We start from the raw sequence: 12731 nt of genomic DNA on the forward strand, positions 1-12731 counted from the left end.
CCGCAGTCGTCAAATCGCGCTTAGTGCTGCGCGAATTGGCCGAGTTTCCCGGCGTAGAATGTCAGCGCGTCTCCGTCCGCCATGCTGACTTTCAGGACTTTGCCCACCACGATCACGTGATCGCCTGCATCGTGATAGGCGTGCTGTTCGCACTCAAACCGCGCCAGACAATCCGGCAGCAGAGGTGTTCCGTTCCCGCAGCGATCGTGGTCTATATCCCGCAGGGCGAATGCGTCTTTCGAGCAGCCAAAACACAGATCGGCTTGTTCCGACGATAGCACGTGCACGCTGAAATGGCGTGCCTTGTGGAAATAGGGGAACCGGCGCGAATTGCGGTCGCCTGCCCACATCACCAACGGGGGGTCCAGCGACAGCGATGAAAAGCTGTTGGCAGTGATGCAGACCGGACCATCGTCGCTGTCACAGGTGACAATGGTGACGCCGGTTGCAAACTTGCCGAAAGCGTCCCGCAGGGTGCGGGTGTCGTCCTTGTGTGGGATGAAAGTGTGGCTCATATCCTTTGAGATTGCGTTCATCATGGTACCTCATGCCCCAGCGCCGCCTCGTAAAGGCGGAACCAGCTTTCGCGATCCAGATTTACTTTCAATGCGTCCGAGATGCTTTTGATCCGGTCCAGATTGTTCGTGCCCATAACCGGCAGAATTCCTGCGGGGTGCGCCAATAGGAAAGCGATGGCGACTGCCGCGCGATCTACGCCGAATTCGGCAGCTATCTCATCGGCCACTACTCCGACCGGAGGGTTTCCGGCCATCAGCAAACCGCCCCCCAAAGGCGACCACGCCATTACGCGTTGGTTATGCTGTTGATGAAAAGCCAGATCGCCATTGCTGAATGGATCGATCCGGCCCAGAGACAGCTCGATCTGGTTCGTGACCAGACGCGTGTTCATGGCCGATTGCAGCAGGCTCCAGTCCCACGGGCGGAAATTCGACACGCCGACAGCGCGCACCTTGCCGCTGGCGACCACCTCATCCAGCGCGGCGCCGGTCTCAACGTGGTCCATGAACGGATCAGGGCGGTGGATCAGCAGCAGGTCAATATGGTCGATGGCCATCTCGGTCAGAGAAGTATCGACCGATTTCAGGATATGCGCGCGCGAGGTGTCGTAGTATTTGACCTTCGCGTCTGAATACCGTCCGCAAGGCGCGACGATATCGCATTTGGTGACGATCTCCATCTTTGACCGCAGGGACGGGTTGGCGCGCAGGGCGGCACCCAGAATGCCTTCGGCCGTGTAGTCGCCGTAGATATCCGCCTGATCGAAACTGGTGATCCCCTGATCCAGACAGGCTTGTATCTTGGCCTCGACATGACCGGCCGAGGTGTCATCGTCATCCCCGATGCGCCACATGCCATATACAATGCGGCTCAGTTCCAGCGTGTCGGATAGTTTCACACGGTGCATCAGCGGCGAACTCCGGCGCCCAGCGGGGTAGCCGGGGTTTTTGAAGGCACGCGCCCGTATTTTTCGGGCAGCGAGCAGGTTTTCAGATTAGGCAGGACGCGGGCCCCGAAATGCTTGGCCTCATCCATGTGCGGATAGCCTGAGAAGATGAAAGCGCGGATACCCATCTTTTGATATTCTTCGATCTTGGACATCACCTGATCGGTCGATCCGACCAAAGCTGCCCCACAGCCCGAGCGCGCGCGGCCAACACCTGTCCACAGGCCCGGTTCTACATAGCCATACTCATCCGCCAGATCGCGGTTCTTGGCCTGATGCGCCACGCCCAGAGAGGTCGAATCCAGCGCCCGTTCCCGGATCGCACGGCCATATTCGTCATCCAGCTTCGAAACGATGTAGTCCGCATATTCCTGCGCTTCAGCCTCGGTATCGCGGACGATCATGTGAACGCGCAGGCCGTAGTCCAACGTGCGGTTGTAGTTTTCAGCCACTGCGTGAACGGCCTTCATCCGCTCGGCCAGTTGATCCTTGGTTTCGGGCCACATCAGGTAGACGTCGCAATGCTCGCCACACAGATCCAACGCGGACGGAGAATAGCCTCCGAAATACAGCAGCGGACCGCCGGTCTGATAAGGCTTGGCCGGATCGGTGGTCAGGCCCGAGAAGTTATAGACCTCACCCGCATGGTTGATCTCATCCTGTGTCCAGGCTTGCTTGAGGATCTCGACTACCTCGCGGGACCGCTGATAGCGGAACGCGCTGTCGGCCTTTTCGCCGGGGAAATCGGACGAGATGATATTCACCGTCAGCCGCCCTTGCAGCATGTGATCCAGCGTCGCAATGGTGCGGGCCAGCATGATCGGCTGCATCTCGCCACAACGCACAGCAGCCAGCAGGTTTATCCGGTCCGTGATCGGCGCGCAGCCTGCCACGAAACTCAGCGTGTCCTGACCGACCTGATAAGAAGACGGGCACAGGATGTTTCGGAACCCTTGCGCCTCGGCCTCGCGGACGATGCCGGAACAATGCTCCCAACTCGACCGGAGGTCACCATCCGGGACACCCAGAAACTGATAATCGTCTGAGCACAAAGCGGCGAACCACGAAACCTCGGCCGCATCCAGATCGGGGGATGTGATGGGGACGATGGTCATTTGATTCGTTCTCCGTGCATCTTTTGACTTTCCTCTTGCGTAGCAATCACTTTGATGTAGATCAATAGTGTATCAATTTTTTCTGCGACTCGGTAAAGCACTCCGAAAATGACTGCCAACAGCCGCAACCCCAACGCGCTGCCGATCTATGTGCAGATCGCCGAGCTTCTTATCCGCGACATTGCCGCGGGTCGGCTGATCGACGGCGAGCGTTTGCCGCCCGAACGGGACATGGCTACGAATCTCAATGTCTCGGTCGGGACGCTGCGAAAATCGCTGGCGGAGCTTGAGAAAAAAGGGATGTTGGAGCGTATCCAAGGCTCGGGCAATTACATCCGCGAGACCGGGACGCAGAACAGCGTTTATGCGATGTTCCGGCTGGAGCTGCCCGAGGGCGGGGGGCTGCCGCGCGCGGATATCCTGTCGGTGGATCATCTGGAAAAACCCTCCGATCTGCCGGAGTTTGGCACCTCGACCATAGGCTCGCGGGTGCGCCGGATGCGCTATTTGAATGACACAATCATCGCGGTCGAGGAAATCTGGCTGGATGAGTCCGCCGGAAAGGTCGATCAGACGCTGCTTTCGGATTCGCTTTATCGCTATTACCAACAGCAGCTTGGGTTCTGGATCACGCGGGCTGAGGATCGGGTTTCGGTCCGTGCGCTGCCTGCGTGGACGCCCGAGACCTTCACCAAACCCGCTGGCGCAATGGCCGGGTATATTGAGCGGTTCAGTTGGTCCGAGGGGCCAGAACCGGTCGAGTTTTCAAAAACGTGGTTCGATCCGGATCGGGCCACCTATGTCCAACGTCTGAAATAAAAGGAAAAACGCATGACCCGGACCATCCATTACGGGCTGATCGGTTGCGGTATGATGGGGCAGGAACACCTGCATAATATCGCGTTGCTGGAAGGTACGCGCGTCTCGGCGATTTTCGAACCCGACGCCGCGATGGCCAAGGCAGCGCAGACGATTGTACCGGATGCGCAGATGGTGGGTTCGGTCGAAGATCTGCTGGCCGTGGATGATCTGGACTGCATCGTGATTGCCAGCCCCAACCATCTGCACGTGGACCAGATCGAGCAGATCGCGCGGGTGCGACCTTTGCCTTTGCTGGTCGAGAAACCTCTGTTCACCGACCCGTCAGATGCGGCGCGGCTTGACGCCATCCAGCGTGACTACCCTCATCCGATCTGGGTGGCGATGGAGTATCGCTATATGCCGCCCATCGCAGCCTTGATTGAGGGGGCGCAGGTGACCGGCGGTGTCAAAATGCTGACCATCAAGGAGCACCGCTTTCCCTTCCTGGAAAAGGTCGGCAACTGGAACCGCTTCAACCGCAATACGGGCGGTACCTTTGTCGAGAAATGCTGTCACTTCTTCGACCTCATGCGCCTGATCCTGCAATCGGACCCTGTGCGCGTGACAGCCAGCGGGGGGCAGGCTGTCAATCATTTGGACGAGGCGTATAACGGCGAAACACCCGACATTCTGGACCACGGTTATGTCATGGTCGATTTCGCCTCGGGTGCGCGAGCAATGCTGGAGCTGTGTATGTTCGCGGAAGGTGCGCGGTATCAGGAGGAGATCTCGGCCGTCGGGCCGGACGCGAAGATCGAGGCGATGGTGCCCGGACCGGGCCGATTCTGGCCCGAGCATCTTGGTGATGCGCCGGTGCCGCAACTGATCGTTAGCCCACGTGCGCCTAAGGGACCGGTCGCCAAGGACATCCCCGTTGATCCAACGCTATTGGCCGCGGGTGACCATAACGGGTCTACTTTCTATCAGCATCAAGGATTCCTAGCCGTCCTGCGTGGTGATAAACCCGCCCCCGAGGTGACTCTGCAGGACGGGATGTGGGCTGTGCGCATGGGTCTGGCCGCGCAAAAGGCGCTGGAGACCGGAGAGGCGGTTTGGTTCTAGAACTACTGAGCGGCCTCTTTCTGATGTGCCGACGCCAACAGTGTCGCCAGTTCCGGGCGGCATGAGCCGCAATTGGTTCCGGCCTGCAACGCCTCACCAATGGCTTCGACGCTCATCAGCCCTTTGGTCTCAATAGCGGTCAGGATGGTGTTCACGCCTACGTCGAAACAGGAACACAGGACCGGACCGGGATCGGGCCGGTCGGCCGGCGCGCGGCCTGACAGCAGGTCGGGCACCTGTGGCAGCGTCGCCAGATAGTCGCGCATCACGGCCACGGGCTCGGGCGAAATGAACAGGGCCGCAACCAGTCGTCCGTTCTCATAGAACGCCAACCGCGCCATGCCGCGCGCCGGGTCCTCAACTATGGTTATCTGCGCCTCGGGCAATCCGAAAAGATCACGCGCGGTGGTTTGCCAGTCATTTATTGTGCCCATCCCGGCCAGTTCGGCGCGATAGCCGGTTTTGGTGGGGGTCTTCGCCCAATATTCGCACGAAGGTTGCATTTCGCGATCTGACACCGCAAACCCGTACCACTCGGCGTTGAACCGGGTGACGTTCACCACGGAGGCTTTGCTTTCGGGCTGCCCGGACACAGGGTCGGTCGCCGCAGCGACCACGGCGTCGATCCGGGCTGAAGGGGCGGTTTCTCCGGTCCAGTGGATCGGCGCAAAGACCTGTCCTTGTGTGACATCGCGTGTGATCCGCGCCCGCAGGATGGATGTTCCATGCGTGCTTGCGACCTGCACCAGATCGGCGGGGTTTATCCCCGTGGCGCGTGCATCATCCGGATGAATGTCCAAAAACGGCTCGGGCAGGTGGGCCGACAGCCGCGCAGACAGACCGGTACGGGTCATCGTGTGCCACTGATCGCGCAGCCGCCCGGTATTCAGCCAGAATGGATAACGCGGTTCTGTTTTGGCCGCAGGCGCGCGCCATGTAACTGGTAAAAGCCGCGCCTTGCCGTCGGGGTGATAGAACTGCCCATCCGCAAAGAACCGCCCGCCCTGCCGTGTGGCGGTGATAGGCCAGCGCGTCGGCTGACGAGCGTCATAACCCACAGCATCCAAGTCGCTGAGGCCCGAGATATCGAAATCGCGTCCAAACTTGGCGGCAATGCCGGACAAGGTTGCATACTCACGAAAAATCTCTCCGGGCGTTTGATAATCGAAGGCCGAAGGCCAGCCCATCCGTCGTCCGACCTCGGCCAGAATGTCCCAATCCGCGCGCGCTTGTCCCGGTGCGGGCAGGACCGAACGTTGTCGGCTGATCGTGCGGTCGGAATTGGTGACTGTGCCGTCTTTTTCGGCCCACGCGGTGGCGGGCAACAGAACATCGGCCAGCCGCGCCGTATCGGTGCGGGCGGTGATGTCCGAGACCACAGTGAACGGGCAGGCCGCGATGGCATCGCGCACAGCGTCGGCCTCGGGCATTGAAACCACGGGGTTCGTGTGGATCACCCACAGCGCCTTGACGCGCCCGTCGCCCACGGCGCGGAACAGGTCCACGGCCTTGAGGCCCGGGGCCTCGGGCATGGCCGGGGCCGACCAGAAATCGCGCACGGCGGCGCGGTGATCGGCGTTTTCGATATCCAGATGACAGGCGAGCATATTGGCCAGACCGCCGACCTCGCGCCCACCCATCGCGTTGGGCTGACCGGTGACCGACAGAGGCCCGCAGCCGGGCTTGCCGATCCGCCCCGTGGCCAGATGGCAGTTCAGGATCGCGTTGACCTTGTCGCTGCCCGAACTGGATTGGTTCACGCCCTGACTGAAGATCGTCACGACCTTTTCAGTGCCCATCCACATCTGGCAGAACTGCGCGATATCGTCGGTGTCGAGACCGGTGGCCGAGACATCATCGGCCAGCGCACTGTCCAGCGCCGCCTGAAAGCCGGTGGTGTGGGTCAGGAAATCCGCATCCACCAAACCGGCGGTGTCGATTTGAGACAGCAGATGGTTGAACAGTGCCACATCGCTGCCCGCGGCCAGCGGCAGGTGCAGATCGGCACTGTCACAGGACGCCGTGCGGCGCGGATCGACAACGATGATCTTGGTCCCGCGCGCCTGCCGGGCTGCCATCAGGCGCTGATACAAAACCGGGTGGCACCAGGCCAGATTGGAGCCGACCAACACGACCAGATCGGCCACGTCCAGATCCTCATAGGTTCCGGGCACGGTGTCGGTGCCAAAAGCGCGTTTGTGGCCCGCAACGGTTGAGGCCATGCACAGCCGCGAATTCGTGTCGATATTGGCCGAGCCGATGAAACCTTTCATCAGCTTGTTGGCGACATAGTAGTCCTCGGTCAGCAACTGGCCCGATACATAGAAAGCCACTGAATCCGGCCCGTGTTCTGCGATGGTCTCGCGGAACCGGTCCGCGACCAGTTGCAGCGCGTCGTCCCAGCCAGTCTCTTTGCCCGTTACCACGGGTGCTAGCAGTCGCTGCGACAGGCCCACCGTTTCGGCCAAAGCCGAGCCTTTGGAACACAGCCGCCCTTGATTGGCCGGGTGATCCGGGTCGCCGGTGACGGTCAGGCCACCCGCGCCATCCGGTTGCAGCAGAACCCCGCAGCCCACCCCACAATAAGGGCAGGTTGAGCGTGTGGCGCAGGCACTCAGGTCTTTCACGCGGCGCTCCTTTGCCCCAATGAGGTGCTGTCGAGCAGGATGCGCTCTCCGTCCAGCTGCACCGGATAGGTGTCGATCTGGCCTTCATCCGCGCCTTGTGCCCGACCCGAGTTCAGGTCGAATACCCAATTGTGCAGCGGGCAGGTGACGGATCGGCCGTGCACGATGCCCTCAGATAGCGGGCCGCCCTTGTGGGGGCAGGTGTCCGAGGCGGCAAAGACCTCATCCTTTGCTGTGCGGAACAGGGCGATACAACCGACCGGCGTTTTCACTACGCGCGCGCCGCGCAGGGGGATGTCGTCGATATGTCCGATGTCGATCCAGCTCATTCTGCGGCCTCCAATGTCAGATCGGCCATGGGCGCAAAGCGGGGGGCCTCTTTGGCCTGCTCGGCCCATGGGTCTTTGCGGTAGATGGATTGGCTGAGTTCGAACCGTTCAACCAGCGCGCGGCGGTTGTCCAGATTGTCGACAACGGTTTCCTTGATCCAGTCGAGGCCAACCTTCGCCATCCATTTGTACAAGCGGTCCAAATACTTACCGCCCTCTCGATAGGCCTGGGTGACGGCCATCACGACCTCAATCGCCTCATCCTCGGTCGGGACCTGTACCAGCAGTTCGGTTTCCTTGACGTCCATGCCAGCCGCGCCACCGATGCTGATCTGGAAACCCGAGTCCACGCAGACCAAACCAATATCCTTGCAGGTCGCCTCGGCGCAGTTGCGCGGGCAGCCCGAGACCGCCAGCTTCAGCTTGTGCGGCGTCCACGAGCCCCACAGGATTTTCTCAAGCTTCACGCCGAGGCCCGTGCTGTCCTGCGTCCCAAAACGGCAATGATCGGTACCGACACAGGTTTTCACCGTGCGCAGACCCTTGGAATAAGCGTGGCCCGAGACCAGCCCGGCCTTGTTTAGATCGGACCAGATATAGGGCAGGTCCGCCCCTTTCACGCCCAGCAGATCGATGCGCTGCCCGCCGGTGACTTTGACCGTGGGCACATCGTATTTCTCGGCCGCGTCGGCAATGGCGCGCAGTTCCGCCGGGTTGGTGATGCCGCCCCACATACGGGGCACGACGCTGAACGTGCCGTCCTTCTGGATGTTGGCGTGTTTGCGTTCGTTGACGAAGCGACTTTGCGGGTCGTCCTGATATTCCACCGGCCAGTCGGCGAGCAGGTAGTAGTTAATCGCCGGGCGGCAGACATGACAGCCGTTCAGCGTCTTCCAGCCCAGCTCCTGCCAGACGGCTTCCTGACTTTTCAACTCTTGCGATTTGATCAGGCGGCGGACGTCCTCGTGGGTCAGGTCGCAGCAGCCGCAGACAGGTTGCGCCGTGGGCATCTGGAAGTCGTCGCCCAGCGTGACCTGCAGCAGTTGTTCGACCAGTCCGGTGCAGGTCCCGCAAGAGGCACTGGCCTTGGTGGTCGCGCGGATGGCGCCCAGATCGGTTGCGCCGCCTTCGATAGCGGTGGTGATGTCGGATTTGCAAACGCCGTTGCAGCCACAGATTTCCGCCTCAGGCGGCAATGCTGCAACGGCTGAGAGAGGGTCCGCAGAGCCGCCCCCCTGATAGGCCGGGCCGAAGATCAGCGTCTCACGCATCTCGGACACGTCCTCGCCATCGCGGATCAGGCCAAAGAACCAGTTGCTGTCGCCGGTGTCGCCAAACATAACCGCACCGACCAGCTTATCGCCTTCGAGAACCAGCCGTTTATAGACGCCGCGCGCTGGATCGCGGAACACGATGTCCTCGCGGGTCTCGCCCTCGGCAAAGTCGCCTGCACTGAACAGATCACAGCCGGTGACTTTCAGTTTGGTCGACAACGAGCGCTGTTTGAACGCCGCGTCCTCACCCAACAGGGTCTGCGCCAGCACCTTGGCCTGATCGTAGAGCGGCGCGACAAGGCCAAAGACCTCGCCCTGATGTTCGACACATTCACCGACGGCATAGATATCGGCGTCCGAGGTGATCATTTGGTCATCGACATGAATACCCCGACCCACGGCAAGGCCCGTTTCCTGCGCCAGCCCGGTGTTGGGGCGGATGCCCACAGCCATCACCAACAGATCGCAGGGCAATTCCGTGCCGTCCTCCAACAGCAGCGCCCGGGCCTTGCCATCCTTGCCCGCGATTTCGGTCGATTTGGCATTCAGCAGAACGGTGATGCCTTTTTCTTCCAGAGATTTCTTCAGCAGGTACCCTGCGGCAGGGTCCAACTGACGTTCCATCAAGTGGCCCATGATATGCACGACGGTCACATCAGCCCCGCGCGCGGCCATGCCTGCGGCGGCCTCAAGCCCCAGCAAGCCGCCACCGATCACGACGACCTTGTTGCCCGCGCCCATGCCCATCATCTGTTCTGTGTCTTCCAGATCGCGATAGGCGATGACGCCGTCCAGATCATGTCCCGGCATCGGGATCATGAAGGGGTTCGAACCGGTGCCGAAGATCAGTTTGTCGTAGGGAACATGACCGTTCTCGCCTTCGACCACTTTCAACTCGCGGTCGATTTTGACCACTTTCTCGCCAAACCGACATGTGATCCCACGTTCGGAATACCAGGCGTCGTCATGGGTCACGATCTCTTCGTAAGTCTGATCACCTGCCAGAACCGGGCTGAGCATGATGCGGTTGTAATTCCCGCGCGGTTCGGCGTTGAACAGGGTGATGTCGAACGCATCGGGGGCAGCGTCGGTCAGGTGCTCCAGCACCCGGCCCGAGGCCATGCCGGCTCCGATGACAACCAATTTCTGTTTCATATCAGTTCACTCCGCGGCAATGGCTTTGGGGGCAGGGGATTTGGGCTTGGGTTTGGCCCCATGCTCGTATTCCTCAAGGAAATCCAACACCTCTTGCCGGTATTCGTAGTAATCAGGATGGGCCAGCAGCGCCTTGCGGGTGCGCGGGCGCGGCAGGTCGACATTGGTGATCTTGCCGATGGTGGCCTGCGGGCCGTTTGTCATCATCACCACGCGGTCGGCCAGCAGGATCGCCTCGTCCACATCATGGGTGACGCAGATGGTGGTGACTTTGGTCCGCGACCAGACCTCCATCAGAACCTCCTGCAGCTCCCACCGGGTGAGGCTGTCGAGCATCCCGAAGGGTTCATCCAGCAGCAACAGTTTCGGCGACAGGGCAAAGGCGCGGGCGATGCCCACACGCTGGCGCATCCCGTTCGACATATCAGCGGCGGATTTGTCCATCGCATCCGCCAGACCGACCCGTTCAAGGTAATATTCCACCACATCCTGCCGCTCGGCCTGGCTGGCGCGCGGATATACGCGGTCCACACCGACCGAGACGTTTTCCTTGGCGGTCAGCCATGGAAACAGCGAAGGCGACTGGAACACCACGGCGCGTTCGGGATCGGCGCCTTCAACGTGGCGGCCATCCAGCTTGATCGCACCCTTGGAGATTTCGTTCAGACCAGCGGCCATGGTCAGCACCGTGGACTTGCCACAGCCCGAGTGACCAATCAGCGAGATGAACTCGCCTCGGTTGAGTTTCAGGTTGAAATCCTCGACCACGGTCAGCGGACCCTTGGGGGTGGGGTAGACCTTGTGCAACTGGCTGAAATCCAGATAGCGATCTTCGATCAGACCCGACTGCGCCTCTTTCACCGCTGCCGGTACACCGTGGATCGGGGTGACGTCGGGCAGGGTCTTGGTGCCTTCGACCTTGGCCTCGATGCCCACATCCATCAGGTATTTCGTGACCTCGCCACGCAGCGCCTTGAACGTCTCATCATGGTTCATGGCGGACCGGTCGCGGGGGCGGGGGATCGAGACCTTGAACTCGGTCCCCAACGTGCCATCGGGGTTCAGCGGGATAATGCGGTCGGCCAGCAGGATCGCTTCGTCCACGTCATTGGTGATCAGGACACAGGTCTTGCGGTCGGCCTCCCAGATCTTTTCGATCTCTTCCGCCAGATTGCCACGGGTCAATGCATCCAGCGCCGACAAGGGCTCGTCCAGCAGCAGAACCTCGGGGTCCATCGCCAGCGCGCGGGCCACGTTCACCCGCTGCCGCATCCCACCCGACAGCTCGGCGGGGCGACGGGTCGCCGCGTGGCTGAGGCCCACCATGCGAATGTAATGGGCTACCTTTTCCTCTTTCTCGGCCTTGGGCATCTTGGGGAACACCGCGTCCACGGCCAGCCGCACATTGCCCGTGACCGTCAGCCACGGCATCAGCGAGTAGTTCTGGAAGATCACCCCCCGCTCCGGCGCGGGGCCGGTGATGGCCTTGTCGCGAAAGGTGACGTTGCCCTTGGTGGGGAATTCGATCCCCGCCATCAGGTTGATCAGTGTGGTTTTGCCGGTACCGGAAAAACCCAGCAGCACCACGAATTCACCTTCCTGAACCGAGAGGTTGATGTCTTTCAGCACATCCGTCGCAGCGGTGCCGGTGCCAAAAGATTTGCTGACATTCTTGAAGTCGATCACAGCCATTTGGGTCACCGGTTGTTCGAGAAGGTAAACAGCGACTGCAGCGCATACATCACGCGATCCAACAGGAAGCCGATGATGCCGATGGTGAACACAGCCACCATGATCTTGGCCAGTGAGCTGGAGGAGCCGTTCTGGAACTCATCCCACACGAACTTGCCCAGACCGGGGTTCTGCGCCAGCATTTCAGCCGCGATCAGAACCATCCAGCCAACGCCAAGCGACAGACGCAGGCCGGTGAAGATCAGCGGCAGGGCCGAGGGCAGCACCAGCTTGGTGATCTTGGTGTAGGTGTTCATTTTCAGAACCTTGGAGACGTTCACCAAATCTTTGTCGATCGACGCCACACCCAGCGAGGTGTTGATCAGTGTGGGCCACAGCGAACACAGCGTCACGGTGATGGCTGAGATCAGGAAGGATTTCGCGAACCAGCCGTCATTGGTGACGTAAACGGCCGACACGATCATAGTCACAATCGGCAACCAGGCCAGCGGCGAGACCGGTTTGAAAATCTGGATCAGCGGGTTCAGCGCCGCGTTTGCGGTGGGCGATAGGCCCGCAGCGATACCCAGCGGCACAGCGACAATAGTGGCGATCAAGAACCCGAAGAACACGGTTTTGATCGAGGTCCAGATTTGGTTGTAGTAGCTCGGCGCGCCGGTATAGGCGACCTCTTTGACCTTTTCGGGCTGGCCCGCGTCGATGAACTTCTGGTTGCGCTTTTCAACCATCGCCTCGAACTTGGCCTTTTTGGCGGCCTTGGCCTGTGCGTCCTGATGCAGGCTAATGGCCTCTGACCAGACCTGCGCCGGACCAGGCACTGCGCCCAGCGAGGTTTGCACCTTGGGCGCCAACGTGCCCCAGAGAACCAGAAAGGCACAGATGGCCAGCAATGGTACGACCAGCAGGCGCCAAATCTCGCCCATCTGGGCGCGCGGGTTGTCGCCTGCACCGGCCTTCAGGATGGGGGTGATCCAGGCCAAGCCCAAAACCTGAAACCATTTGTCGGCGGCGTTGATCCGGGTGAACAGGCGGGCGCGTCGGGCCTCGCGTTCAGCATCAGGGGATAGCGTATCGTGGTCGATGGCTGTCATCTTGCGGTCTCCTGGCCCGGTCGTTCAGCGCCGGACGGGGGTGGAATTCTGTGAGAGAGA

At 60.8% G+C, this 12731-nt stretch carries 10 protein-coding genes; 2 read left to right on the plus strand and 8 right to left on the minus strand.

The annotated features are described in order from the left end of the window. Positions 1 to 20: 20 nt before the first annotated feature. The 3 genes from ACR0CA_RS13055 to ACR0CA_RS13065 are packed head-to-tail and all read right to left on the minus strand — an operon-like array spanning position 21 to position 2580. Positions 21 to 536, minus strand: a complete 516-nt coding sequence (locus ACR0CA_RS13055) for a flavin reductase family protein (RefSeq protein WP_170783144.1) — start codon at positions 534 to 536, stop codon at positions 21 to 23. Next, on the minus strand, positions 536 to 1426 hold the full coding sequence (locus tag ACR0CA_RS13060; protein ID WP_480899454.1) for an aldo/keto reductase: 891 nt from the start codon (positions 1424 to 1426) through the stop codon (positions 536 to 538). Before ACR0CA_RS13060 ends, ACR0CA_RS13055 begins: the two co-directional genes overlap by 1 nt. Continuing rightward, entirely contained in the window at positions 1426 to 2580 is a 1155-nt protein-coding gene (locus tag ACR0CA_RS13065) for an LLM class flavin-dependent oxidoreductase (protein WP_480899456.1), read from the minus strand. The genes ACR0CA_RS13060 and ACR0CA_RS13065 overlap by 1 nt, the downstream gene beginning before the upstream one ends. A 108-nt stretch (positions 2581 to 2688) precedes the next feature. Here ACR0CA_RS13065 and ACR0CA_RS13070 point away from each other — a divergent pair, with 108 nt between their 5' ends. Continuing rightward, a complete protein-coding gene (locus ACR0CA_RS13070; protein WP_480899458.1) occupies positions 2689 to 3399 on the plus strand; it encodes a GntR family transcriptional regulator in 711 nt (236 codons plus the stop codon). Positions 3400 to 3411: 12 nt separating this feature from the next. Then, complete coding sequence (locus ACR0CA_RS13075) at positions 3412 to 4503, plus strand: Gfo/Idh/MocA family protein (protein ID WP_480899461.1); 1092 nt, start codon at positions 3412 to 3414, stop codon at positions 4501 to 4503. 2 nt (positions 4504 to 4505) lie between these two features. On the opposite strand, the gene ACR0CA_RS13080 is transcribed toward ACR0CA_RS13075, so the two are convergent. The 5 genes from ACR0CA_RS13080 to ACR0CA_RS13100 are packed head-to-tail and all read right to left on the minus strand — an operon-like array spanning position 4506 to position 12671. Next, positions 4506 to 7130, minus strand: a complete 2625-nt coding sequence (locus ACR0CA_RS13080; protein ID WP_480899463.1) for a molybdopterin-dependent oxidoreductase — start codon at positions 7128 to 7130, stop codon at positions 4506 to 4508. After that, entirely contained in the window at positions 7127 to 7459 is a 333-nt protein-coding gene (nirD, locus tag ACR0CA_RS13085) for a nitrite reductase small subunit NirD (RefSeq protein WP_480899465.1), read from the minus strand. Before nirD ends, ACR0CA_RS13080 begins: the two co-directional genes overlap by 4 nt. Next, positions 7456 to 9888, minus strand: a complete 2433-nt coding sequence (gene nirB, locus ACR0CA_RS13090; protein WP_480899467.1) for a nitrite reductase large subunit NirB — start codon at positions 9886 to 9888, stop codon at positions 7456 to 7458. Before nirB ends, nirD begins: the two co-directional genes overlap by 4 nt. Positions 9889 to 9894: 6 nt before the next feature. Next, positions 9895 to 11580 carry an ABC transporter ATP-binding protein gene (locus ACR0CA_RS13095; protein WP_480899469.1) on the minus strand — a complete coding sequence of 562 codons (1686 nt, stop codon included), beginning with the start codon at positions 11578 to 11580 and terminating at the stop codon, positions 9895 to 9897. A 5-nt stretch (positions 11581 to 11585) separates the two neighbouring features. Further along, positions 11586 to 12671, minus strand: a complete 1086-nt coding sequence (locus ACR0CA_RS13100) for an ABC transporter permease (protein ID WP_170774962.1) — start codon at positions 12669 to 12671, stop codon at positions 11586 to 11588. Between the last annotated feature and the right edge of the window lie 60 nt (positions 12672 to 12731).

This window comes from Ruegeria sp. F12, from assembly GCF_056533885.1.

Coding starts and splice junctions, on each gene's coding strand:
- ACR0CA_RS13055 (WP_170783144.1), bottom strand. CDS start 536: ATGAACGCAATCTCAAAGGATATGAGCCACACTTTCATCCCACACAAG.
- ACR0CA_RS13060 (WP_480899454.1), bottom strand. CDS start 1,426: ATGCACCGTGTGAAACTATCCGACACGCTGGAACTGAGCCGCATTGTA.
- ACR0CA_RS13065 (WP_480899456.1), bottom strand. CDS start 2,580: ATGACCATCGTCCCCATCACATCCCCCGATCTGGATGCGGCCGAGGTT.
- ACR0CA_RS13070 (WP_480899458.1), top strand. CDS start 2,689: ATGACTGCCAACAGCCGCAACCCCAACGCGCTGCCGATCTATGTGCAG.
- ACR0CA_RS13075 (WP_480899461.1), top strand. CDS start 3,412: ATGACCCGGACCATCCATTACGGGCTGATCGGTTGCGGTATGATGGGG.
- nirD (WP_480899465.1), bottom strand. CDS start 7,459: ATGAGCTGGATCGACATCGGACATATCGACGACATCCCCCTGCGCGGC.
- nirB (WP_480899467.1), bottom strand. CDS start 9,888: ATGAAACAGAAATTGGTTGTCATCGGAGCCGGCATGGCCTCGGGCCGG.
- ACR0CA_RS13095 (WP_480899469.1), bottom strand. CDS start 11,580: ATGGCTGTGATCGACTTCAAGAATGTCAGCAAATCTTTTGGCACCGGC.
- ACR0CA_RS13100 (WP_170774962.1), bottom strand. CDS start 12,671: ATGACAGCCATCGACCACGATACGCTATCCCCTGATGCTGAACGCGAG.